The sequence below is a fragment of the Sphaerisporangium cinnabarinum genome (assembly GCF_055567015.1).
The window spans coordinates 269,227-289,777 of sequence record NZ_JBVHRG010000003.1 but is presented as its reverse complement, the minus strand read 5'-3'; the positions used below and the strand labels follow the sequence as shown (position 1 = coordinate 289,777).

Genomic DNA, 20,551 nt, shown 5'->3' with positions numbered 1-20,551 from the left:
GCGCACGGGACCGAGGGACGGACCGGTGAGCAGAAGCGACCCCAGGACCCCGCCCGACGACGCGGGGCCCGCACCCGCGTGGGGCACGGCGCCCGGCGCGGCGGGGGAGCGCGAGCCCGCGCCGTCGGCACCCGGCCCTGCGGAGCCCTCGCCGCCCGCAGACGGCGGCGAACGCCCGGCCCCCGGCGACCCCGAGCCCGCACCGACGGCGCAGCCCGCGCGGGCCCGACGCTCGGGGACGGGCGTCCTCGTCACGGCGTGCCTCGGCGTCCTGCTCGTCGGGGCCGTCCTCGTCACCGAGGCCATGACGGCGCGCTGGGGCTGGGCGCACGTGGGCTGGCTCTACCCCGTCGCCGGAGCCGTCGTGCTCACGGTCGGCGCCGTCGCCTGGCGTCGGGGCACGCGCGGCGTGCCGGGGGCGACGCGCGCGCTCGTCGCGCTGCTCGCGGGGACGGTCGTCGTCACGACCTGGGTCGCGGTCGACGTCGTGCCCGCGACCGGTCCCGGCTACGGCGTGGGGAGCTCGCTGCGCGGGTACCCGCTCGGCGGCGGGTCCGACGACGGCCCGGAGATCACGGCCGTGTCCGACCGCGTCTGGTTCGGCGAATCGGTCCGGTACGCCGACGGCCTCGTCGTCTCGGTCTCGGCCCCGCAGGCGTACACGCCGAGCGAGCACGCGGCGGTGCGGGACGGCGACCCGCCGGACTCCGTGCGCGTCCGGGTGCGCCTGACGAACGGCACGGGCCGCGCCGTCGACCCCGGGAGCATCGACGTGCAACCGGTGTCGGGCGGCCTCGTGGCCCGCCGGGTGTACGACTACGCGCCGGACGTCCTGCTCGAACGCCCCGATCTCGTGGCCCGGGGATCGAGCGGCGAGTGGGATCTCGTGTACGCCGTCCACGACCCGGAGGACGTCACGGTGGCGCTGGAGCCGACGTGGGCGAACTACGCGGTGGCCGTCTTCTCCTGGTGACGCCTCTCCCCGCTCGCGCAGCGTCACTCCGTGCGCCGCAGGTACTCCTGCGCGAGGCGGTGCGGGGCGCGGGCGAGCCACGCGTCCTGCACGAGCTCCTCGAGCTCCGGCACGGGGAGCCGGTCGAGCCGCGCGAGCACGACCGGGTACCCGTCGAAGTGGCTCGTCGTGAAGAACGTGCCGGGGTCGTCCTGGACCAGCGCGGACTTCTCGCCCTCGTCCGCGACGCGCAGCGCGACGGGCGGCTCCGCCGGGGCCGCGTCGCCCAGCTCGTCGAGGTCGCGCGGGCGCAGGGGGCGCTCCCACACGAAGAGCTTGCCGTGCACCGTCCACCGGCGCGCGTCCTTGAGGTCCGTGCCCGGCAGCACCGCCACGACCCGTCCGACGTCCTCCCACGAGGCCATGCCCCCACGGTAGGCAGCCGGTCGCGGTCGGGCCACACGACCGGCCGCCGCGCCCGCGGGAGCGCGGCGGGACGGGTCAGAAGGGTGCGACCTTCCCGAGCGGCGGGAAGATCTCGTCGAGCTCCGCGAGATCGTCGGCCGTGGGCCGCCACGCACCCGCGGCGGCGTTCTGCCGCACCTGCTCGGGCTTCGTCGCACCCGCGATGACGCTCGACACCTGGGGCCGGGAGAGCAGCCACCCGAACGCGACCTGCACCTCGGTGATGCCGCGCACCTGGCAGAACGCGCCCAGCCGCGCGAGCGCCTCCCAGGGCGCGGACTCGAGCAGGTGCGGCTTGCTGCGCACGAGCCGGCCGTCGTCGGGCCGCGCGCCGTGCGCGTACTTGCCGGTGAGCAGGCCGTTCGCGAGCGGGAAGTACGGCAGGACGCCGAGCCCGTACGCCGCCGCGGCGGGCAGCACCTCGAGCTCGGCCGCGCGGTCGACGAGGTTGTACTGGTTCTGCGCGGACACGAACCGCACGGTGCCCGCCGCGCGCGCGACGAGCTCTGCCTCCGCGATCTGCCACCCGGCCCGGTTGGAGTGACCCACGTAGAGCACCTTGCCCGCGCGCACGAGGTCGTCGAGCGCCGCGAGCGTCTCGTCGATCGGCGTCTGCGGGTCGGGGGTGTGGAACTGGTAGAGGTCGATGCGGTCGGTGCCGAGGCGGCGCAGCGAGCCCTCGACCGCCCGCACGACGTAGCGGCGCGAGCCGCGCGCGTCGAAGTCCGCCCCCGCGGCCCCGCGCATCGACATGCCGAACTTCGTCGCCACGACGACGTCGTCGCGCCGCGACCCGAGCGCCTGGCCGAGCAGCTCCTCGCTCAGGCCCGGGCGGCCGCCGTACGTGTCGGCCGTGTCGAAGAACGTCACGCCCGCGTCGAGCGCGGCGTCGACGACGGCGCGCGTGCCCTCCAGGGTCTCCGTCGCCGTCGAGGGGCGCCCGAAGTTGTTGCACCCCAGCCCGACGGCGGACACGGCCAGGCCGGACCGGCCGAGACGGCGCAGGGCGGGGCGGGGTGCGGTGTCGTCGCTCGTGGTGGTCATGCGGCCGACCCTACGTCGGCCCGCGCGACGACGTGACGGCGGAGGCGCGCGCCGCGACGGACGCGACGAGCCGTTCCAGCGGGCCGCGGCCGAACGCCCAGCGCCACAGGGTCGCGGCCCCGAGCGTCGCGAGCACGAGCGCGAGGAGCGGGCCGTTCGTCGTCTGCTCGTACGCCGCGTCGCCCCAGGCCCACAGGACGACGATCTGGGCCGAGTAGACCGTGAGCGCCATGGCGCCGACCGCGGCGACGGGGGCGAGCACCCAGCGACCTACCCGGCCCGCGAACAGGCACAGCCCGAGCACCGCGACGGCGAACCCGCCCGACCCCACGACCTCGGGGAGAGTGTCCGTGTGCGGGCCCGCGAGCCACAGGTACGCGCTCGTCGGCCACGGGTCCGCCCACCCGAGCGGCTCCGGCCGGTACGCGCTCGACCACACCGCGGCCGCGTCCTCCACGGCCTGCGCCCCGCCCAGAGGACCCGTGAGCGCCGCCGAGACGCCGTAGCCGAGCCCCGCCGCGAGCAGCCCGCCGGCGACCAGCGCGACGCGCGTCGTCCTCGCGCCGAGGTCGGACCGACCGATCGCGATCCCGACGAGCACGTACGCCATCCACACGACCGCCGGGTAGTGCCCCGAGACGAGGAAGTCCGTGAGCGCACCCGACCCGTCGTCGGGCAGGTGGAGCCCGGCGCGCGCGAGCACCTCCGGGAGCCACAGCGCGAGCGCCGGGCCCACGACGGCGACCGCCCCCGCGAGGAGCAGGAGGTCCCGGCGCCGCCAGCGCAGGAACGGCAGCGCGAGCACGAAGTAGGCGGCGTAGAAGCCGAGGATCAGCAGGACGCGCGTGCCGAGCAGGTCCAGCAGGCCCGCCAGGGCGACCAGGAGCACCGCGCGCACGAGGACGCGGGTGCGGTTCTGCAGCGCGGGCAGCCCGTCGAGCGGGGTGCGCCCGCCCGAGACGAGAGCGAGCGACACCCCGGCCACGAGCGCGAAGAGGACCGACGAGCGGCCGTGGGACAGCGAGAGCCAGCCGGAGACCTCGCCGAAGTCGTCCGTCGTGAAGCCCACGTGCGCCGTGAACATCCCGAGGACCGCGACCCCGCGCGCGACGTCGAGCCCCGTGACGCGGCCCGGCCCGCCGAGGAGCAGCGCAGCGTGGCGCCGCGCGAAGCCCACGGAGGACCGGGCGGGATCGCCCGAGGCGGAGGTCGTGCCGGTCGCGGCCGTCATGGGGGGATTGTCCGTGCGCGGGCGCGCTCCCACCCCGCCGCCACGCCGGGGACGAGCCGCGCGGGGACCACGCGCCCAGAGTGTGAGAACGGGGTCGAGAACGCCGCAACCGCGGCCTACGGTGCGGGTATGACGCACACCCCCCACGGCGCCGACGAGGCCGCCGACCACCACGCCGACGCCCCCACCGGGGCAGGCAGCGACCCCGCGCAGGAGTCCGAGTCGTACACCCACGGCCACCACGAGTCCGTGCTGCGCTCGCACCGCTGGCGCACGGCCGAGAACTCGGCCGGGTTCCTCCTGCCGCACCTGCGACCCGGCATGAGCCTCCTCGACGTCGGCTGCGGCCCGGCCACGGTCACCGTCGACCTCGCCGACCGCGTCGGCGACGGACGGGTCGTCGGCGTCGACGCGTCCGAGGCCGTCCTCGACAGCGCTCGCGAGCTCGCCGCCCAGCGCGGCACCGCGAACATCTCGTTCCAGCACGCGAACGCCTACGAGCTGCCGTTCGCCGACGGCACGTTCGACGTCGTCTACGCGCACCAGCTCCTGCAGCACCTGTCCGACCCGATCGCCGCGCTGCGCGAGATGCGACGCGTCACGAAGCCGGGCGGGCTCGTCGCCGTGCGCGACGCCGACTACGCCGCCATGACCTGGTACCCCGAGTCGCCGGGGCTCACCGAGTGGAACACGCTCTACCACGAGGTCACGCACGCCTACGGGTACGAGGCCGACGCCGGTCGTCGCCTCTTCTCCTGGGTGCAGGACGCCGGGTTCCCGCTCGACGGGATCGAGCCCAGCGCGAGCACCTGGTGCTACGCCACCCCCGCCGACCGCACGTGGTGGGGCGGGCTGTGGGCCGAGCGCTGCGTCGCGTCGAACTTCGCCGTCCAGGCGAAGGAGTCGGCGCTCGCGGACGACGTCGCGCTCGAGCAGCTCGCGCAGGACTGGCTGCGCTGGGCCGAGGAGCCGGCGGGCTGGTTCGCCGTCCTCAACGGCGAGGTCCTCGCCCGCGCGTGATCGTGCGGGCACGGCCGGATAGCCTGGGCCCGTGCGCATCGCGAGATTCACCACCGGAGACGACCCCCGCTACGCCCTCGTCCAGCAGGAGGGGGACCGCACGTACCTCGCGGTCCTCACGGGCGACCCGCTCTACATGCCCGTCACGCCGACGGGCGAGCGCGTCGAGCTGGGCGACGGCGTCCGGCTCCTCGCGCCGGTGATCCCGCGCTCCAAGGTGGTCGCCGTAGGCCGCAACTACGCGGACCACGCGAAGGAGATGGGCAACGACGTCCCGACGAGCCCGCTGCTGTTCCTCAAGCCGAACACGTCGGTCGTCGGCCCGGACGACCCGATCGTCCTGCCCGACTTCTCGCAGGAGGTCTCGTACGAGGCCGAGCTCGCGGTCGTCATCGGTCGCCTCGCGAAGGACGTGTCGCCCGAGGCCGCGCCGGCGTACGTGCTCGGGTACACGGTCGCGAACGACGTCACCGCGCGCGACGCGCAGCGCACCGACGGCCAGTGGGCGCGCGCCAAGGGCTTCGACTCCGCGTGCCCCCTCGGGCCGTGGATCGACACCGACCTCGACCCCGAGGACGTCGGCGTCCGCAGCCGCGTCAACGGCGAGGTCAAGCAGGACGGCCGCACGAGCGACATGATCTTCGACATCCCGTTCCTCGTGTCGTACGTCTCCGAGGCGATGACCCTGCTGCCCGGCGACGTCATCCTCACCGGCACGCCCGCCGGCGTCGGGCTGATCGACGTCGGCGACCGCGTCGAGTGCGAGGTCGAGGGGCTGGGCGTCCTGAGCAACCCGGTCGTCCGGCGCGGCTGATCGTGGGACGCGGTCCGGGCCGCGCCGTCGCGCGGTGGGCGGGCTGGGGGGCCGTCGTCCCGTGCGTGGTCGTCCTCGTGCTCGCGGTCCTCGCGATCGCCTCGGGGAACGTGCCCCCGGGCGAGGTGCTGGCGTACGCCGTCGTCCTGGCGATCATCCTGGTCCCGGGGTGCGCGCTCGCGGGCGCCGCCCTCGGGGCGGCGGTCGTGGCGACGCGGTCGTGGCGGGCCGGTCGCGCGGGAGGCGCGGCGGAGACCGTCCCGGACTGAGACGAGGACGGGCCCGACGCCGGACGCGCGGGTGCCGGGCGGCGTCGGGCAACTAGGCTGGGAGCCGTGATCCCCGCACCTGGTTCCTCGCCCGTCCGCGTCCGCTTCTGCCCGTCCCCGACCGGGACGCCGCACGTCGGGCTCATCCGCACCGCGCTGTTCAACTGGGCCTACGCGCGGCACACCGGCGGCACGTTCGTGTTCCGCATCGAGGACACCGACGCGGCGCGCGACAGCGAGGAGAGCTACCAGCAGCTCCTCGACGCGCTGCGCTGGCTCGGGCTCGACTGGGACGAGGGCGTCGAGGTCGGCGGCCCGCACGAGCCGTACCGGCAGTCGCAGCGCGCGGACATCTACCAGGACGTCATCGCGCGGCTCGTCGAGGGCGGGTACGTCTACGAGTCGTTCTCGACCCCGGAGGAGTCCGACGCGCGCAACGCCGCCGCGGGGCTCAAGACGAAGGGTTACGACAACTTCGACCGCACCCTCACGGACGAGCAGAAGGCCGCCTTCCGCGCCGAGGGCCGTGAGCCGGTGCTGCGCCTGCGGATGCCGGACGAGGACATCACCTTCACCGACGTGGTGCGCGGGGAGATCACGTTCAAGGCGGGCTCGGTCCCGGACTACGCGCTCGTGCGCGCGAACGGGCAGCCGCTCTACACGCTCGTGAACCCCGTCGACGACGCGCTCATGGGCATCACGCACGTGCTGCGCGGCGAGGACCTGCTGTCCTCGACGCCGCGCCAGATCGCGCTGTACCGGGCGCTGCTGGAGATCGGCGTCGCGCACGTCATGCCGGAGTTCGGCCACCTCCCGTACGTCATGGGGGAGGGCAACAAGAAGCTCTCCAAGCGCGACCCCGAGTCCAACCTGTTCCTGCACCGTGAGCGCGGGTTCACGCCCGAGGGCCTGCTCAACTACCTCGCGCTGCTCGGCTGGTCCATCTCGCCGGACCACGACATCTTCACGGTCACCGAGATGGTCGAGGCCTTCGACGTGCACGACGTGCTGCCGAACCCGGCGCGCTTCGACCTCAAGAAGGCCGAGGCGATCAACGCGACGCACGTGCGGATGCTCGCGCCGGAGGACTTCCGCGACCGCCTCGTCCCGTACCTGCACGCGGGCGGGCTCGTGCCGGCGGACTCGTTCGCCGACCTGTCGCCCCGCAACCAGGAGATCCTCACGGCGGCCGCGCCGCTCGTCCAGGAGCGCATGGTGCTGCTGAGCGAGTCGGTCGGGATGCTGGGCTTCCTCTTCACGGCCGACGACGCGCTCACGGTCGAGGACGACGCGCGCGGCGCCCTGCGCGACGACGCGAAGGACATCCTCGCCGCGGCGATCGCCGCGCTCGACGTGCTGCAGGACGACGAGTTCGTCACCGCCGCCATCGAGGAGCGCCTGCGCGACGCGATCGTCGAGGGCATGGGCGTCAAGCCGCGGTTCGCGTTCACGCCGCTGCGCGTCGCGCTCACGGGCCGCCGCGTCTCGCCGCCGCTGTTCGAGTCGATGGAGCTGCTCGGCAAGGGCTCGACGCTGGAGCGCCTCGTGCGCCTGCGGGACGCGCTGTGACCGACGCCGCGGCCTCGGCGGCCGCGCCCCTCGAGGGTGTCCTGTTCGACGTCGACGACACGCTCGTCGACACGCGCGCCGCCTTCGCCGAGGCCATCGCCGCCGCGTCGCGGGTGTGGTTGCCGCACCTGCCCGAGGAGCGCTACGACGACGTCCTCGCGCTGTGGCGCGCCGACCCCAACGGGCACTACCGCGCGTACACGCGCGGCGAGGTCGACTTCGACGCCCAGCGCATGGCGCGCGCCAACGAGCTCCAGGCGGCGTTCGGCGGCGAGCTGCTCGACGACGCGGCGTACGTCGACTGGAAGGACCTCTTCTGGGGCACGTTCGAGGCGTCGTGGACGGCGTTCGCCGACTCCCGTGGGGTGCTCGACGCGCTCGCAGGGGCCGGGGTGCGCGTCGGCTCGCTGACGAACGCGCGCGTCGAGCTCCAGACCCGCAAGCTCGCGGCCGCGGGCCTGGCCGACGTGCCGCTGCTCGTCGGGGTGGACACGCTCGGCTTCGGCAAGCCCGACCCGCGCGTGTTCGCCGAGGCGTGCCGTCGTCTCGGCACCGACCCGGCCCGCACGGCGTACGTCGGCGACGAGCTCGACGTCGACGCGCGCGGCGCGCTCGCGGCGGGCCTCGTCGGGGTGTGGCTCGACCGCCCCGGCACCCGCCGCGGCGGCCCGCACCCGGAGGACCCGGCGTCCGCCCGCGCGTCGGGCGTGCACGTCGTCCACGGCCTCGACGACCTCCCCGCGACGCTCGGCGTCGCGGCCGCGCAGACCCCCGCGCCGAGCTAACCCCCGGCCCCGCGAGGCACAGCCCCCGCCCGCGAGGCAGAGCCCCGGTCCTGCGAGGTAGAGCCCTGGTTCCGTGAGGTAGAGCCTTGGTTCCGCGAGGTAGAGGTCTGGTCATGACCAGACCTCTACCTCGGCCCACCATGCCTCTACCTCGCGGGACCGGGCCGCTTTATCGTGGGCGGTCAGGCGAGGAGCAGGAGGCCCACGAGGGCCGTCGCGGTGACGAGCACCGCGGACAGGGCGCCGAGCACGAGCGACCGCCGCCCGGTGCGCACGAGCGTCGGCACGTCCACGCCGAGCCCGAGGGCGAACATCGCCGCGACGAACGCGAGCGTCGAGGCCGTGACGAGGACGGCGAGCACCGGCGCGGGCACGACCCCGAGGCTGCGGAGCGCCACCGCCGCCACGAACCCCACGACGAACCACGGCACCGGGGCGACGCGTCGCTTCTCGGCCTCCGCACCCGCGCCCACGCCGCGGGGCTCGCCGTCCTCCGCACCGGACGACGGCGCGGCGTCCGGCGCCCCGAGCGCGGCCGTGGCCGCGAGCGCCGACGCCGCGCGTCGGGCCCCACGAGCCACCACGACCCCGGCGACGGCGACGAGCGGCGCGAGCAGGGCCACGCGGGCGAGCTTCGCGACCGTCGCGGTCGCGAGCGCCGGCGCGGAGATCGTCCCGGCCGCGGTGACGACCTGCGCGACCTCCTGGACGCTCGCCCCGATCCAGAGCCCGGCCCGGTCGTCCGTGAGCCCGAGCAGCCCCGCGAGCCACGGCAGCACGACGATCGCGAGCGTCCCGTAGACGGTGACGAGCGCGAGCGCGGTGGCGACGCCGTCGTCGTCCTCGCGCACCTCGTCGGGCGTGCGGCCCGGCCGGTCCACGACGCCCTGCATCGCGGAGATCGCGGCCGCCCCGCACACGGAGAAGCCGGTCGCGACGAGCAGCGTCGTCACGCGCGGCACGCGCAGCACGCGGCCGAGCGCGAGCGTGCCCGCGAACGTGACGGCGAGCGTCGTCGTGACGACGACGAGCCCGCGCCAGCCGAGCCCCAGCACCTCGGGGAGCGAGAGCTGGAAGCCGAGCAGCACGACGCCCACCCGCAGCACGACGCGCGACGTCCACGCGACGCCGGGACGCGTGGCGGCGACCGTCGCCGCGCCCCGACGCGTCGTCGCGAGCCGGCCGAGCACCGGGGCGACGAGGGCGCCCAGGACGAGCGCCACGACGAGCGGGGAGACCGTCGGGACCAGGCGCGCGCCCGCGAGCACGAGGAGCGTCGCCGCGCCGACGAGCACGAGGCCGGGGACGAGGTCGCGCGGTCCGCGCGGTGCACCGGGGCGCCGGTCGGGTGCGGGCGCCGGGGGAGCGGCCGTGACCGCCGGGACGCCTCGGGTCGCGAGGGCCTCCGTGCGGGTCGAGGGAGGTGCAGGCTGGGTCATGCTTCCAGCGTGCTGCGGCCGGTGCGGCGGCAGAAGAGCGACTTCCCTCGCGAGGCATAGAGTGGACCTATGGCCCCGACCGCCCGTGACCGGACGTCCCTCTCCGCGCTCGAGCTGCTCGTCGCGACCGACTCGCACGGGTCGATCAGCGCCGCCGCCCGCGCGCTCGGCGTCGCGCAGCCCACCGCCTCGGCGGGCCTGCGCGCGCTCGAGCGCCGCCTCGGCCTCGACCTCCTCGAGCGCACGACGCGCGGGTCCCGGCTCACGGAGACCGGCCGCGCGACGGCGGCGTGGGCGCGCGAGGTGATCGAGGCCTCCGACCGCTTCGAGACCTCCGTCGCGGCGCTGCGCGACGCCCCGGCGGCCCGCGTGCGCGTCGCGGCGAGCCTCACCGTCGCGGAGTACCTCGCGCCGCGCTGGCTCTCCCGGCTCGCGCTCGAGGGAACGCCGGGCAGCGCGTCTCCCGACGTCGAGCTCGTCGTCCGCAACTCGCGCGAGGTGACGGACCTCGTCCTCGACGGCGGGGTGGAGCTCGGGTTCGTCGAGAGCGCGACGCTGCGGCGCGGGCTGCGCAGCCGCACCGTCGCGCACGACCGGCTCGTCGTCGTCGTCGGCCCGGCGCACCCCTGGGCGCGCCGCAGCGCCGTACGCGTCGACGAGCTGCTGTCCGGGGGGCTCGTCGTGCGCGAGCGCGGCTCCGGGACGCGCGAGACGCTCGAGCGCGGCCTCGCGGCGCTCGGGGAGCGCCTGCCGGACCACCTGCCCTACCTCGGCTCCACGGCCGCGCTGAAGACGGCTGTGCAGCACGGCGGGGCGGTCGCCGTGCTGTCGAGCCTCGCCGTCGCCGACGACGTGGCCCGGGGTGCGCTCGTGCGCGTCGCGGTGCCGGGGCTCGAGCTGGACCGTCGGCTGCGGATGGTCTGGAAGGACGGCACGGCGCTCTCCTCGGCCGCGCGCCGCATCGCGGCGGCGGCCGCCGCGTCGTCGGGCTGACGGACCGGCTCAGCCCGGCGCGTCCGCGCGCACGGTCGCGTCCCAGCGCCAGCGCGTGCGCCGCGGTCGGCCCGGGAGCTCGCCTCGGCCTGTCGCCCAGAGGAGCACCGCGTCCGGGTCCTCGTCCGGGCTGGTGTCGACGTCGGGGAACAGGCGGGCCAGCGCCCGGGCTGCCAGCCCCGGGGGGAACGGGCTCGGTGCATCCGTGAGCCCGAGGAGCACGTCGTGGCCGTGCACGAGGACCTCGACGACCCCCATCGCCGCGAAGCCGTCGGCGTCCGAGACCCCGTACGGGTGGAAGGCGCGCGCGTCCGGGGGCCGCGTCTCGGCGAGCGTCGCGAGCAGCTCCCCGCCGCCGACGAGCGCCTCGACGAGCCCCGCCGTCCCGGCCGCGCGGTCGACGTGCGCGATCTCGCCCTCGCCCTTGGGCCCGACGAGCGGCACGTACGCGAGCGCGGGGAGTGCCGCGAGCTGGAGCGCGTAGGCGAGGAGGTCGTCCACGACGTGCTCCGTCGTCGTCCAGCACGACCAGCGGACCGGGCCTGCCTGTGCGTCGAACGCCGACACGGGCTGGCCCGCGAGGCGGTCGGCGAGCCATCGGACGGCCATCCGGACGTCGTCGCCCGTGACCGCGCCGTGGGCGCCGCGGCCGGTCACGCTGCACCCGGTGCGTCGGGGCGCACGTCCGCGCGCCAGCACTGGGCGAGGTAGGGGAGGTCCACCTCGGTGCGGCCGGCCAGGTCGGGATGGGTCGCGACGAGCCGATCGATCTCGTCCAGCAGCTCCTCGCGCCGCGCGGGCGGGAGGGTCAGGAGGTAGCTGCGCGACGCGGCGAGCGGGCGCAGCGAGGACGTGGGGACCCGGTCCGCCCACGGCACCGTGCGGTGCTCGGGCGTCGTGAAGAGCCGCTCGGAGAGCGCGGGCTCGCGGTAGCTGTGCTCGAGCGTGTCGCCCCGGTGGATGATCTCGGTGAACCGGCCCACCCAGTCGACCGAGCTGTCCCGGACGTTCCACACGATGCCGAGCCGGCCGCCGGGCCGCAGCACGCGCGCGATCTCCGGCTGGGCCGCGGGGGAGAACCAGTGCCACGCCTGGGCGACCAGCACGGCGTCGACGCTCGCGTCCGGCAGCGGGACGGCCTCGGCCGAGCCCGGGAGCGCCTCGGCGTCGGGGACGGTCTCGGCGAGGCGGTCGCGCATCGCGTCGGACGGCTCGACGGCGACGACGTCGAGGCCGCGCGCGACGAGCCGCTCCGTGAGCTTCCCGGTGCCGGCGGCGAGGTCCAGGACGCGGTGAGCGCCGTCGGGCACGAGCCAGTCGACGGCCGCGTCCGGGTACGACGGCCGGGTGGAGGCGTACTGCGCGGCGCCGTGCTCGAACGACGCGGCCCGGTCGGCGCGCGAACCGGGGTCGAGGGAGTCTCCAGGGCTCATGGCCTGACGGTGCCAGACGGCGGCCGTGCGCGTCGACCGCGCCACGCGGAGGTCGGGGGACGGCTCGGGTGCGCGAGGCGCATTTGGTCCGCGTCGGCATGTCCGGTAATGTTCTCGGCCGGTGGGACCTCCACGGGAGGGAGCCAGGAGACAAGTCTCGGACTCGTCGCAACGGCTTCCCGACGCGGATCGGTTACCCCCTTGGGGTATGGTGTAATTGGCAGCACGAGTGATTCTGGTTCACTTAGTCTAGGTTCGAGTCCTGGTACCCCAGCGAAGAGCTCCGGCTCTGGATCGAGCGGTCAAGACCGCGAGAAACATGAGGTAGAGTTCTCACCGGAGAAACGGACCGGAAACGGTACGAAGCTCCACAGGCCCCCATCGTCTAGCGGCCTAGGACGTCGCCCTCTCACGGCGGTAACACGGGTTCAAATCCCGTTGGGGGTACAGAAGAAGGCCCGGTCACCATCACGGTGACCGGGCCTTCGTCGTTTCTTCAGCCGCTTGTTCGATCTCCGGGTGATCGCGGCGCCGCGGCCGGGCCCGCCCGGTGTGACGCACGTCGCGGGGCCACCGGTGCCGGTGGAGAGGCCCGTGGCGGGAGCTCGTGCGGGCAGGGTCAGGGTGCGCTGTCGCGCCCCGGGCCGGGCTCGTACGGCTTCGGGATGGGCGTCGACGACGGGCGTGCCGGCGTGACGGGGACGTACGTCGCGCGGTGCTCCCCGGACACGGTCCAGCCCGGCTCGCCCTCGTCGGGGGCCGCCGGCCCGCCGTCGGGGCGCGGGGCGACCTGCCCCGCGTGGGCGTCGCCCGTGGCGGGGATCGGCTGCGTCGGCCCGCTCGACACGCCAGCGGACCGGCCGGGCACGACGACGACCCGCGGGTCCGTCGGGAGCGGCGCCGGGGGCGGTGGGGTCGTGGCGGCCCGGCTGTGGCCGTCCCACGCGGGCGCGGGCTCGACCGGTGGGGGCTCGGCGGGCTGCGGCGGTCGCGGCGCGGGCGGCGGCACGGTCGCGGGCAACGGGGCAGCGGTCGTCGCGGCGGCTCCGCCCGGTCCGACCGGCGCTCCGCCCGGGCGGGCGCCCGGGATGAACAGCGTGTCGCACAGCAGGCGGTAGGTCCGGTCGGGGCGCGCGACCCAGTCGATCTGGCGCAGCGCCTGGTCCTGCCCGGCGGACTCGAGCAGGAACTGCCCGTAGCCCAGGACGCGCCCGACGAGCGAGCGCCCGTAGTTCATGTCCGTCACCTTGGTGAGCGGCATCATCGCCACCTTGTGCGTGATGAGGCCGTAGAGCAGGAGCAGGCGCTTGTCCGTGGCGACGAACCACTCGTTGCGCCACTCGAAGACCTTCCACACCAGTCGGGCGGCGAGGATCAGCCACAGCCACCACAGCACGAGCACGCCGTCGCCCACCGCGGGGCCGGCCTGCACGACGAGCCAGGCGATCACGACCGCGCCCGCGACCGTCGTCGCGACGGGCTCGACGAGCATCCCCCAGTGGTGGCGCGTCGCGATGACGACGCGCTCGCCGTTGAGCACGTAGCGGTCCAGGATCCTGCTGCGAGGTCCGCCGCGGGCCACGGTCAGTCCAGGAGCGAGCTGAAGAACTGGCCGATCGAGCGGAACGCCCCGACGATCACGTCCCAGACGCCCTCGACGATGTCGGCCGCGCGGTCCGGGCTCGTGACGATCGCGTACACGGCGAAGATCACGAGGACCCAGATCAGGGCTGCCTTCAGCTTCGGGTGCATCGGAACTCCTCGTGTCTCGGGATCGGACGGTCAGCGGTCGCCCCCGCGACCGCTGCGCTGTCCGGGCGTCGGGGCACGCACAGCATGGCAGCAGCCGGGGACATTTTGACAGGGCGCGTCCCGTTTGCGGCCCGCGGCACGCCGACGCCGGCCCGGTACGGGCCGGCGTCGGCCCGGCTCACTCGCCGGCGCGGCGCAGCACCTCGGTGAGGCGGTTCGCGGCGGCGACGACGGAGCCGGAGTGCAGCCGCCCGGGCTGACGGCTGAGGCGCTCGACCGGGCCCGAGATGGAGACGGCGGCCACGACCCGGCCGGACGGGCCGCGCACGGGCGCCGACACCGACGCGACGCCGAGCTCGCGCTCGGAGACGGACTGTGCCCACCCGCGGCGTCGGACGCCGGAGAGGATGGTCGCGGTGAAGACGGCCTCGCGCAGCCCGCGGTGCAGCCGGTCCGGCTCCTCCCAGGCGAGCAGCACCTGGGCCGCAGAGCCGGCGTTCATCGTGAGCGTCGCGCCGACGGGGATCGAGTCCCGCAGGCCGACCGGGCGCTCGGCGGCCGCGACGCAGATGCGGTGGTCGCCCTGGCGGCGGTAGAGCTGGGCGCTCTCGCCCGTGTGGTCGCGCAGCGCCGTCAGCACGGGGTTCGCGGCGGCGAGCAGCCGGTCCTCGCCGGCCGCGGTCGCGAGCTCGTTGAGCCGGGGGCCGAGGACGAACCGGCCCTGCATGTCGCGCGCGACCATGCGGTGGTGCTCGAGGGCGACGGCGAGGCGGTGCGCCGTCGGGCGGGCCAGGCCCGTGGCCGTGACGAGCTGGGCGAGGGTGGCAGGTCCGGACTCCAGGGCGCCCAGGACGGAGGCCGCCTTGTCCAGCACTCCGACTCCGCTAGTATTGTCCATAGGTCGATATTGACGTCTCACGCACTGAGATGCAAGTCCGGCACGGATGTTCCACCCGCTGGACGTCTTCCCCGGCAGGATGCCGGACGGCGGACCATCGACCCAGGCGGCTCTCCGTACCCCCCAGGAGGACCGTGACAGACGACGAGGAGATGAGCTACATGGCCGGCACGCTGGCGGAGAAGGTCTGGGACGCGCACCTGGTGCGACGAGGCACCGACGGGTCGCCCGACCTCCTCTACATCGACCTCCACCTCGTGCACGAGGTCACCAGCCCCCAGGCGTTCGAGGGGCTGCGCCTCGCGGGCCGCCCGGTCCGCCGCCCCGACCTCACCATCGCGACCGAGGACCACAACACCCCGACGCTCGACATCGACCTGCCGATCGCGGACCTCACGAGCCGCACGCAGATCGACACGCTGCGCAACAACGCGCGCGAGTTCGGCGTCCGCATCCACTCGCTCGGCGACGCCGACCAGGGCATCGTGCACCAGGTCGGGCCGCAGCTCGGGCTCACCATGCCCGGCCTGACGGTCGTGTGCGGCGACTCGCACACCTCGACGCACGGCGCGTTCGGCGCGCTGGCGTTCGGCATCGGCACGTCCGAGGTCGAGCACGTGCTCGCCACGCAGACGCTCCCGCTCGCCCCGTTCAAGACCATGGCGATCAACGTCGACGGCGAGCTGCCGCCCGGCGCCACGAGCAAGGACATCATCCTCGCGATCATCGCCAAGATCGGGACCGGCGGCGGCCAGGGCTACGTCCTGGAGTACCGCGGCGAGGCCATCCGCAAGCTCTCCATGGAGGCGCGGATGACGATCTGCAACATGTCGATCGAGGCGGGCGCGCGCGCCGGCATGATCGCCCCGGACGACACGACGTTCGAGTACCTCAAGGGCCGCCCGCACGCGCCCGAGGGTGCCGACTGGGACGCGGCCGTCGAGTACTGGCGCACGCTGCGCTCCGACGACGACGCCGTGTTCGACACCGAGGTCACGCTCCGCGCGTCCGACCTCGAGCCCTTCGTCACGTGGGGCACCAACCCCGGCCAGGGCCTGCCCATCTCCGCGACCGTGCCCGTCCCCGAGCAGATCGCGGACGAGAACGAGCGCGTCGCCGCCGAGCGCGCGATCGAGTACATGGGCCTCACGCCGGGCCAGCCGCTGCGCGAGATCCCCGTCGACACGGTCTTCATCGGGTCGTGCACCAACGGCCGCATCGAGGACCTCCGCTCGGTCGCGAAGGTCGTGCAGGGCAAGAAGAAGGCCGACGGCGTCCGCGTCCTCGTCGTCCCGGCGTCCGCGCGCGTGCGCCTCCAGGCCGAGGCCGAGGGCCTCGACCAGATCTTCCTCGACTTCGGCGCGGAGTGGCGCAACGCCGGCTGCTCGATGTGCCTCGGCATGAACCCCGACCAGCTCCAGCCGGGCGAGCGCGCCGCCTCGACGTCCAACCGCAACTTCGAGGGGCGCCAGGGCAAGGGCGGCCGTACCCACCTCGTGTCGCCGCTCGTCGCCGCGGCCACCGCGCTGCGGGGCACGCTGTCGTCGCTCAGCGACCTCGACCTGCCCGAGGGCACCGACATCACGTCCTTCGACGGCACGCCGCTCGCGCCGCTCGACCCGCGCGTCCTCGTGCAGGTCTGAGCCCGCCGCACCGCGCCGCCCACCCGTCGCCCCGAAGACCCGAAGAGGTTCCGTCATGGAGAAGTTCACGACCCACACCGGCGTCGGCGTCCCGCTGCGCCGCAGCAACGTCGACACCGACCAGATCATCCCCGCCGTCTACCTCAAGCGCGTGACCCGCACCGGGTTCGAGGACGCGCTGTTCGCCGCGTGGCGCGGCGACCCCACGTTCGTCCTCAACCAGGACGCCTACCGCGCGGGCTCCGTGCTCGTCGCCGGCCCCGACTTCGGCACGGGCTCGTCGCGCGAGCACGCCGTCTGGGCGCTCAAGGATTACGGCTTCCGCGTCGTCCTCGCGTCCCGCTTCGCCGACATCTTCCGCGGCAACTCCGGCAAGCAGGGCCTCGTCGCGGGCATCGTCGCGCAGGAGGACGTCGAGCTCCTGTGGAAGATCCTCGAGACCAACCCGGGCACCGAGGTGACCGTCGACCTGGTCGCCCGCACCGCGTCGGCGCTCGACGTCACCGTGCCGTTCCAGATCGACGACTACACGCGCTGGCGCCTCATGGAGGGCCTCGACGACATCGGCCTCACGCTCCAGCACGCGGACGAGATCTCCGCGTTCGAGGCGACGCGCGCGTCGTGGCGGCCGAAGACGCTGCCGGCGAAGACGCTGCCCAAGGTCGAGATCGAGGCGGCGCGGCCGGTCTGACTCGTCGGGTCCGTGGTCGGGGGCGGGCTCTGGGGTGGTGACGACGGGTCTACCATCCGCAGGGCTCGTCCCTCGCCCTGCTCCCGCCAGGCCCGCCACGACCCGTCGTCACCACCCCAGAGCCCGCCCGTGATCGTGTCCCCGACACGTCGCGCGGTGAAGCCTGCGCATACGCCGCCTGGGTCCGTCCCTGCTCAGGGACGGGGCGGGCCTGCGTGGATCGTGGCAAGGAGCGAGTCCGGGGTCGCGGTCTCGGGGTTCCAGCGGGACTCGACCCACCAGGTCGCTCCGGCGTCGGCGAGGCCCGCGAGCTGGTCGGCCGCCGCGGAGCGGTCCGCTGGGAGTTCGCCCTGCACGACGACGTCGAACGGCCGGGCCGCGTCGAGGCCCAGCTCGGCGCGACGCGTGGTGAGCCACGCGACGAGGGCGGAGACGTCGTCGGGCGTGGGCACGTCGAAGCCGCGGTCGCCGCGGAGCTGGAGCACGATCCCGTCGGCGCGCAGGGTGCGGTCGAGCGAGCGCACCGGCGGGCGCTCGGCGTCCCACACGCCGACCGGCCACACCGGCACGTGGTAGCCGACGACGGGGCGCTCCACCGGCTGCGGGAGGAACTGCATCTCCCCGGTCCGCACGTGCGTCCCCTCGAACGTGAACCGCTCGCCGGTCCACGCGCGGTCGAGATAGGCGAGCGCGTCGTCGAGCAGCTCGGCGCGCTCGCGCAGCGACTGCGGCTGACCCGGCACCGCGGAGAACCCACCGTCGTCGAGCACGCCGACGCCGACCGGCAGCACGAGGCGGCCGCCCGACAGGTGGTCGACCGTCAGCGCCTGGCGCACCACCTCCCACGGCTTGCGGCGGGGGAGCGCGAAGACCATCGCGCCCAGCGTGATCCGCTCGGTCCGGACCGCCGCCGCCGCGAGCACCGCCCACGGGTCGAACGTGTTGACCGGTATGGACAGCAGGCTCAGCCCGTCCCACGAGAAGAACCCGTCCCAGCCGGCGTCCTCCGCCCCGACCGCCATCTCCAGCACCTGGGCGGCGGAGCCGAAGCTCCCGACCACCCCGACCTTGATCCCTGTCCCCGTCGTCGCTGCGCTCATCCACCGGACGCTACGCGCCCCCACCCACACCCCTCAGTGCAGGAAGAAGTCGCGTCCGAGGTGCCGGGACGCGACTGTCTCCTGCACTCAGCGTCGTGCGGTCAGGGGAGCGGGACGACGTCCACGCGGACGATGCGGCGCCGCGCGACGTCGGTCACCGTGAGCCGGTGGCCGTCGGTGTCGACGTGGTCGCCCACGACGGCGAGCCGGCCGAGCTGCGCCAGGACGAAGCCGGCGACGGTCTCGTACGGGCCGTCGGGCAGCTCGACGCCCGTGCGGCGCGCGAACTCCTCGATCGTCTGGCCGGCGTCGACGCTCGTCGTCGCGCCGTGCTCGCGCGCGGGCGACGGCTCGTCGGCGTCGTACTCGTCGCGGATGTCGCCCACGAGCTCCTCGACGAGGTCCTCGAGCGTGACGATCCCGTCGGTGCCGCCGTACTCGTCCACGACGACGGCGATGTGCACGCCCTCGCGCCGCATCTGCGACATCGCGGGCAGCACGGTGTTCGTCGCGGGCAGCGCGAGGATGGGCCGCACGACGTCGCGCACGGTGAGGGTGCGCCCCGTCGTCGGGTCCGTCGGCGGGTGGTCGGGGCAGTCCCGCCCGAGCAGGTCGCGCACGTGGAGGAAGCCGACGACGTCGTCGAAGTCGTCGCCCGTCACCGGGTAGCGCGAGTACGGACCCGCCGCGACCGTCTGGGCGGCGTCCGCGAGCGGGGTGTCGGCCGCGAGGAACGCGACCTCGCCGCGCGGCGTCATCGCCTCGGCGAGCGAGCGGTCGCCCGCCGCGAACACGTCGTCGAGGATGCGGCGCTCGTCCTCGGGCAGCGACTCGTGCGCGAGCACGATCTCGCGCAGCTCCTCCTCGCTCATCTCCTCGCTGCGCGCCGAGGGGTCGCCGCCGAGCAGCCGCACGACGCCGTCGGTCGAGCGCGACAGCAGCCAGATGACGGGCCGCATGAGGGTCGCGAAGCGGTCCAGGGGAGGGGCGACGACGAGCGCGACGCCCGCCGAGCGCTGGAGCGCGATGCGCTTGGGCACGAGCTCGCCGAGCACCAGGGAGAGGTACGCGATGACGAGCGTGAGCCCCACCAGCGCGACGGTGTCCGCGAGCCCGCTCGACAGCCCCAGGTCCTCGAGCGCGGGCGCGAGGTCCGGTGCGAGCGTCGACGCGCCGTACGCGGCCGAGAAGAACCCCGCGACGGTCACGCCGATCTGCACGGCGGCGAGGAAGCGGTTGGGGTCGCGCGCGACCGCCGCGACCCGCGCGCCGCGCGCCGACTGCTTCTCGATGCGGGCGACCTGGCTCTCACGCAGCGAGACGAGCGCGATCTCGGTCCCGGCGAACACGCCGCCGACGAGGATGAAGAGCAGGACGAGGCCGATGTTGGTCCAGGTGCCGGAGTCCATGCCTCATCCAACCAAACCGCCCGGCCCGGCGTGGGCTCAGCCGGCGGTCGGGGCGGGGCCCTCGGGCGTCGTCGCCTCCGTCGCGCCGGGCTCGCCGTGCTTGCGGCGCGGGACGAGGTGCGCCACGAGGACCACCACGCCGCCGACCACGATCCCGACGACGGCGGAGCACGCCGTGTTGACGAGCCAGCCGAGGAACCCGCCCACGCCCGCGACGCCGGTCACCGCGTGCTCGAGGTGGTGCACGACGTCGTACGGGCCGTGCCAGCCGAGGTCGTACGTGCCCTGGAGCAGGATGTGCCCGCCGACCCAGAGCATCGCGACGATCCCGACGATCGAGATGACGGACATGACCTTGGGCATCGCGCCCACGAGCCCGCGCCCGAACGACTGGACCCACGGCGTGTCGCGCTTCGCGAGGTGCAGGCCGATGTCGTCCATCTTCACGATGAGCGCCACGACGCCGTACACGAGGACCGTGATGAGGATCGCCACGATCACGAGGATGATCAGACGCGACCAGAAGTTCTCCGACGCGACCTCGTTGAGCGCGATGACCATGATCTCCGCGCTGAGGATGAAGTCGGTGCGCACCGCGCTCGACACCACCGAGTCCTCGTCGACCGCCTTCTTCTCGGTCTTCGTCTCGACCTCGGCGTGGTGCCGCCCCGAGACGAGCTCCCACAGCTTCTCCGCGCCCTCGAACGCGAGGTACGTGCCGCCCAGCATGAGCAGCGGCGTGAGCAGGAACGGCAGGAACTGGCTCAGCAGCAGGATCGCCGGGAGGATGAAGAGCAGCTTGTTGCGCAGCGACCCCGTCGCGATGCGCTTGATGACCGGCAGCTCGCGCTTGGCCGCCAGACCCTCGACGTAGCGGGGCGTGACGGCGGTGTCGTCGATGACGACGCCCGTCGCCTTCGCGCTCGCGCGCCCGGCGGCGGCGCCGACGTCGTCGATCGAGGCGGCCGCGAGCTTGGCGAACGCCGCGATGTCGTCCAGGAGGGCAGCGAGTCCGAAAGCCATGGGTGGGTGCTCCGTGCGCCG

At 74.6% G+C, this 20,551-nt stretch carries 21 protein-coding genes and 2 tRNA genes; 11 read left to right on the top strand and 12 right to left on the bottom strand.

The features are described from left to right. The first annotated feature begins 25 nt into the window (after positions 1-25). On the top strand, positions 26-973 hold the full coding sequence (locus tag ACZ4MO_RS06935; RefSeq protein WP_186810375.1) for a hypothetical protein: 948 nt from the start codon (positions 26-28) through the stop codon (positions 971-973). A 23-nt stretch (positions 974-996) separates the two neighbouring features. Here ACZ4MO_RS06935 and ACZ4MO_RS06930 read toward each other — a convergent pair whose 3' ends face one another. From ACZ4MO_RS06930 to ACZ4MO_RS06920, 3 genes are all read right to left on the bottom strand, one after another. After that, positions 997-1,377, bottom strand: a complete 381-nt coding sequence (locus tag ACZ4MO_RS06930) for an MmcQ/YjbR family DNA-binding protein (RefSeq protein WP_175008271.1) — start codon at positions 1,375-1,377, stop codon at positions 997-999. 76 nt (positions 1,378-1,453) lie between these two features. After that, positions 1,454-2,461, bottom strand: coding sequence for an aldo/keto reductase (locus ACZ4MO_RS06925; RefSeq protein ID WP_175008272.1), 1,008 nt, complete (start codon positions 2,459-2,461; stop codon positions 1,454-1,456). 10 nt (positions 2,462-2,471) lie between these two features. Continuing rightward, on the bottom strand, positions 2,472-3,692 hold the full coding sequence (locus ACZ4MO_RS06920; RefSeq protein WP_175008273.1) for a heparan-alpha-glucosaminide N-acetyltransferase domain-containing protein: 1,221 nt from the start codon (positions 3,690-3,692) through the stop codon (positions 2,472-2,474). A gap of 129 nt (positions 3,693-3,821) precedes the next feature. Between ACZ4MO_RS06920 and ACZ4MO_RS06915 the strand changes: the two genes are divergently transcribed. The 5 genes from ACZ4MO_RS06915 (at position 3,822) to ACZ4MO_RS06895 (ending at position 8,149) form a co-directional block, all read left to right on the top strand. Further along, positions 3,822-4,712, top strand: a complete 891-nt coding sequence (locus tag ACZ4MO_RS06915; protein ID WP_175008274.1) for a methyltransferase domain-containing protein — start codon at positions 3,822-3,824, stop codon at positions 4,710-4,712. Between the two features lie 31 nt (positions 4,713-4,743). After that, a complete protein-coding gene (locus ACZ4MO_RS06910) occupies positions 4,744-5,526 on the top strand; it encodes a fumarylacetoacetate hydrolase family protein (protein WP_108048496.1) in 783 nt (260 codons plus the stop codon). A gap of 2 nt (positions 5,527-5,528) precedes the next feature. Beyond that, positions 5,529-5,795, top strand: a complete 267-nt coding sequence (locus tag ACZ4MO_RS06905) for a hypothetical protein (RefSeq protein WP_175008275.1) — start codon at positions 5,529-5,531, stop codon at positions 5,793-5,795. Between the two features lie 66 nt (positions 5,796-5,861). Next, positions 5,862-7,364 carry a glutamate--tRNA ligase gene (gene gltX, locus ACZ4MO_RS06900; RefSeq protein WP_186810376.1) on the top strand — a complete coding sequence of 501 codons (1,503 nt, stop codon included), beginning with the start codon at positions 5,862-5,864 and terminating at the stop codon, positions 7,362-7,364. Continuing rightward, positions 7,361-8,149, top strand: coding sequence for an HAD-IA family hydrolase (locus tag ACZ4MO_RS06895; RefSeq protein ID WP_175008277.1), 789 nt, complete (start codon positions 7,361-7,363; stop codon positions 8,147-8,149). Before gltX ends, ACZ4MO_RS06895 begins: the two co-directional genes overlap by 4 nt. A gap of 182 nt (positions 8,150-8,331) precedes the next feature. Here the strand turns inward: ACZ4MO_RS06895 and ACZ4MO_RS06890 are convergent, their stop codons facing one another. After that, a complete protein-coding gene (locus ACZ4MO_RS06890; protein WP_175008278.1) occupies positions 8,332-9,588 on the bottom strand; it encodes a putative sulfate exporter family transporter in 1,257 nt (418 codons plus the stop codon). A 69-nt stretch (positions 9,589-9,657) separates the two neighbouring features. On the opposite strand from ACZ4MO_RS06890, the gene ACZ4MO_RS06885 reads away from it, so the two are divergent. Further along, positions 9,658-10,581, top strand: coding sequence for a LysR substrate-binding domain-containing protein (locus tag ACZ4MO_RS06885; RefSeq protein WP_175008279.1), 924 nt, complete (start codon positions 9,658-9,660; stop codon positions 10,579-10,581). A gap of 9 nt (positions 10,582-10,590) precedes the next feature. Here the strand turns inward: ACZ4MO_RS06885 and ACZ4MO_RS06880 are convergent, their stop codons facing one another. Together ACZ4MO_RS06880 and ACZ4MO_RS06875 are read right to left on the bottom strand one after the other, a co-directional pair. Further along, entirely contained in the window at positions 10,591-11,190 is a 600-nt protein-coding gene (locus ACZ4MO_RS06880) for a hypothetical protein (RefSeq protein ID WP_499278652.1), read from the bottom strand. Between the two features lie 44 nt (positions 11,191-11,234). Further along, positions 11,235-12,014, bottom strand: a complete 780-nt coding sequence (locus ACZ4MO_RS06875; RefSeq protein WP_175008281.1) for a methyltransferase domain-containing protein — start codon at positions 12,012-12,014, stop codon at positions 11,235-11,237. Positions 12,015-12,216: 202 nt separating this feature from the next. Between ACZ4MO_RS06875 and ACZ4MO_RS06870 the strand changes: the two genes are divergently transcribed. Further along, positions 12,217-12,288: transfer RNA gene (locus tag ACZ4MO_RS06870), tRNA-Gln, on the top strand. A gap of 100 nt (positions 12,289-12,388) precedes the next feature. Beyond that, a tRNA-Glu gene (locus tag ACZ4MO_RS06865) sits at positions 12,389-12,461 on the top strand. A 172-nt stretch (positions 12,462-12,633) separates the two neighbouring features. On the opposite strand, the gene ACZ4MO_RS06860 is transcribed toward ACZ4MO_RS06865, so the two are convergent. From ACZ4MO_RS06860 to ACZ4MO_RS06850, 3 genes are all read right to left on the bottom strand, one after another. Beyond that, complete coding sequence (locus ACZ4MO_RS06860) at positions 12,634-13,596, bottom strand: PH domain-containing protein (RefSeq protein ID WP_222592364.1); 963 nt, start codon at positions 13,594-13,596, stop codon at positions 12,634-12,636. A gap of 2 nt (positions 13,597-13,598) precedes the next feature. Continuing rightward, positions 13,599-13,766, bottom strand: coding sequence for a hypothetical protein (locus tag ACZ4MO_RS06855; protein WP_167405768.1), 168 nt, complete (start codon positions 13,764-13,766; stop codon positions 13,599-13,601). A 178-nt stretch (positions 13,767-13,944) separates the two neighbouring features. Next, the gene (locus ACZ4MO_RS06850; RefSeq protein ID WP_034654517.1) at positions 13,945-14,664 is read right to left on the bottom strand and encodes an IclR family transcriptional regulator; all 720 of its coding nucleotides are present in this window, start codon (positions 14,662-14,664) and stop codon (positions 13,945-13,947) included. A 161-nt stretch (positions 14,665-14,825) separates the two neighbouring features. On the opposite strand from ACZ4MO_RS06850, the gene leuC reads away from it, so the two are divergent. Beyond that, a complete protein-coding gene (gene leuC / locus ACZ4MO_RS06845) occupies positions 14,826-16,307 on the top strand; it encodes a 3-isopropylmalate dehydratase large subunit (protein ID WP_074809932.1) in 1,482 nt (493 codons plus the stop codon). 55 nt (positions 16,308-16,362) lie between these two features. Beyond that, positions 16,363-16,998: a 3-isopropylmalate dehydratase small subunit gene (gene leuD / locus ACZ4MO_RS06840; RefSeq protein WP_074809827.1), complete on the top strand. Its 636-nt coding sequence runs from the start codon at positions 16,363-16,365 to the stop codon at positions 16,996-16,998. 194 nt (positions 16,999-17,192) lie between these two features. On the opposite strand, the gene ACZ4MO_RS06835 is transcribed toward leuD, so the two are convergent. The 3 genes from ACZ4MO_RS06835 to ACZ4MO_RS06825 form a co-directional block, all read right to left on the bottom strand. Then, entirely contained in the window at positions 17,193-18,098 is a 906-nt protein-coding gene (locus ACZ4MO_RS06835; protein ID WP_255437066.1) for an LLM class flavin-dependent oxidoreductase, read from the bottom strand. Positions 18,099-18,199: 101 nt separating this feature from the next. Beyond that, positions 18,200-19,507, bottom strand: coding sequence for a CNNM domain-containing protein (locus ACZ4MO_RS06830; protein ID WP_175008282.1), 1,308 nt, complete (start codon positions 19,505-19,507; stop codon positions 18,200-18,202). 36 nt (positions 19,508-19,543) lie between these two features. Further along, a complete protein-coding gene (locus ACZ4MO_RS06825) occupies positions 19,544-20,530 on the bottom strand; it encodes a DUF808 family protein (RefSeq protein WP_175008283.1) in 987 nt (328 codons plus the stop codon). Between the last annotated feature and the right edge of the window lie 21 nt (positions 20,531-20,551).

What these genes read in the sequence shown, in the direction of transcription:
- ACZ4MO_RS06930 (WP_175008271.1), bottom strand. Translation starts at nt 1,377, where the DNA reads ATGGCCTCGTGGGAGGACGTCGGACGGGTCGTGGCGGTGCTGCCGGGC.
- ACZ4MO_RS06925 (WP_175008272.1), bottom strand. Translation starts at nt 2,461, where the DNA reads ATGACCACCACGAGCGACGACACCGCACCCCGCCCCGCCCTGCGCCGT.
- ACZ4MO_RS06920 (WP_175008273.1), bottom strand. Translation starts at nt 3,692, where the DNA reads ATGACGGCCGCGACCGGCACGACCTCCGCCTCGGGCGATCCCGCCCGG.
- ACZ4MO_RS06915 (WP_175008274.1), top strand. Translation starts at nt 3,822, where the DNA reads ATGACGCACACCCCCCACGGCGCCGACGAGGCCGCCGACCACCACGCC.
- ACZ4MO_RS06890 (WP_175008278.1), bottom strand. Translation starts at nt 9,588, where the DNA reads ATGACCCAGCCTGCACCTCCCTCGACCCGCACGGAGGCCCTCGCGACC.
- ACZ4MO_RS06885 (WP_175008279.1), top strand. Translation starts at nt 9,658, where the DNA reads ATGGCCCCGACCGCCCGTGACCGGACGTCCCTCTCCGCGCTCGAGCTG.
- ACZ4MO_RS06880 (WP_499278652.1), bottom strand. Translation starts at nt 11,190, where the DNA reads ATGGCCGTCCGATGGCTCGCCGACCGCCTCGCGGGCCAGCCCGTGTCG.
- ACZ4MO_RS06875 (WP_175008281.1), bottom strand. Translation starts at nt 12,014, where the DNA reads ATGAGCCCTGGAGACTCCCTCGACCCCGGTTCGCGCGCCGACCGGGCC.
- ACZ4MO_RS06855 (WP_167405768.1), bottom strand. Translation starts at nt 13,766, where the DNA reads ATGCACCCGAAGCTGAAGGCAGCCCTGATCTGGGTCCTCGTGATCTTC.
- ACZ4MO_RS06850 (WP_034654517.1), bottom strand. Translation starts at nt 14,664, where the DNA reads ATGGACAATACTAGCGGAGTCGGAGTGCTGGACAAGGCGGCCTCCGTC.
- leuC (WP_074809932.1), top strand. Translation starts at nt 14,826, where the DNA reads ATGGCCGGCACGCTGGCGGAGAAGGTCTGGGACGCGCACCTGGTGCGA.
- leuD (WP_074809827.1), top strand. Translation starts at nt 16,363, where the DNA reads ATGGAGAAGTTCACGACCCACACCGGCGTCGGCGTCCCGCTGCGCCGC.
- ACZ4MO_RS06835 (WP_255437066.1), bottom strand. Translation starts at nt 18,098, where the DNA reads ATGAGCGCAGCGACGACGGGGACAGGGATCAAGGTCGGGGTGGTCGGG.
- ACZ4MO_RS06830 (WP_175008282.1), bottom strand. Translation starts at nt 19,507, where the DNA reads ATGGACTCCGGCACCTGGACCAACATCGGCCTCGTCCTGCTCTTCATC.
- ACZ4MO_RS06825 (WP_175008283.1), bottom strand. Translation starts at nt 20,530, where the DNA reads ATGGCTTTCGGACTCGCTGCCCTCCTGGACGACATCGCGGCGTTCGCC.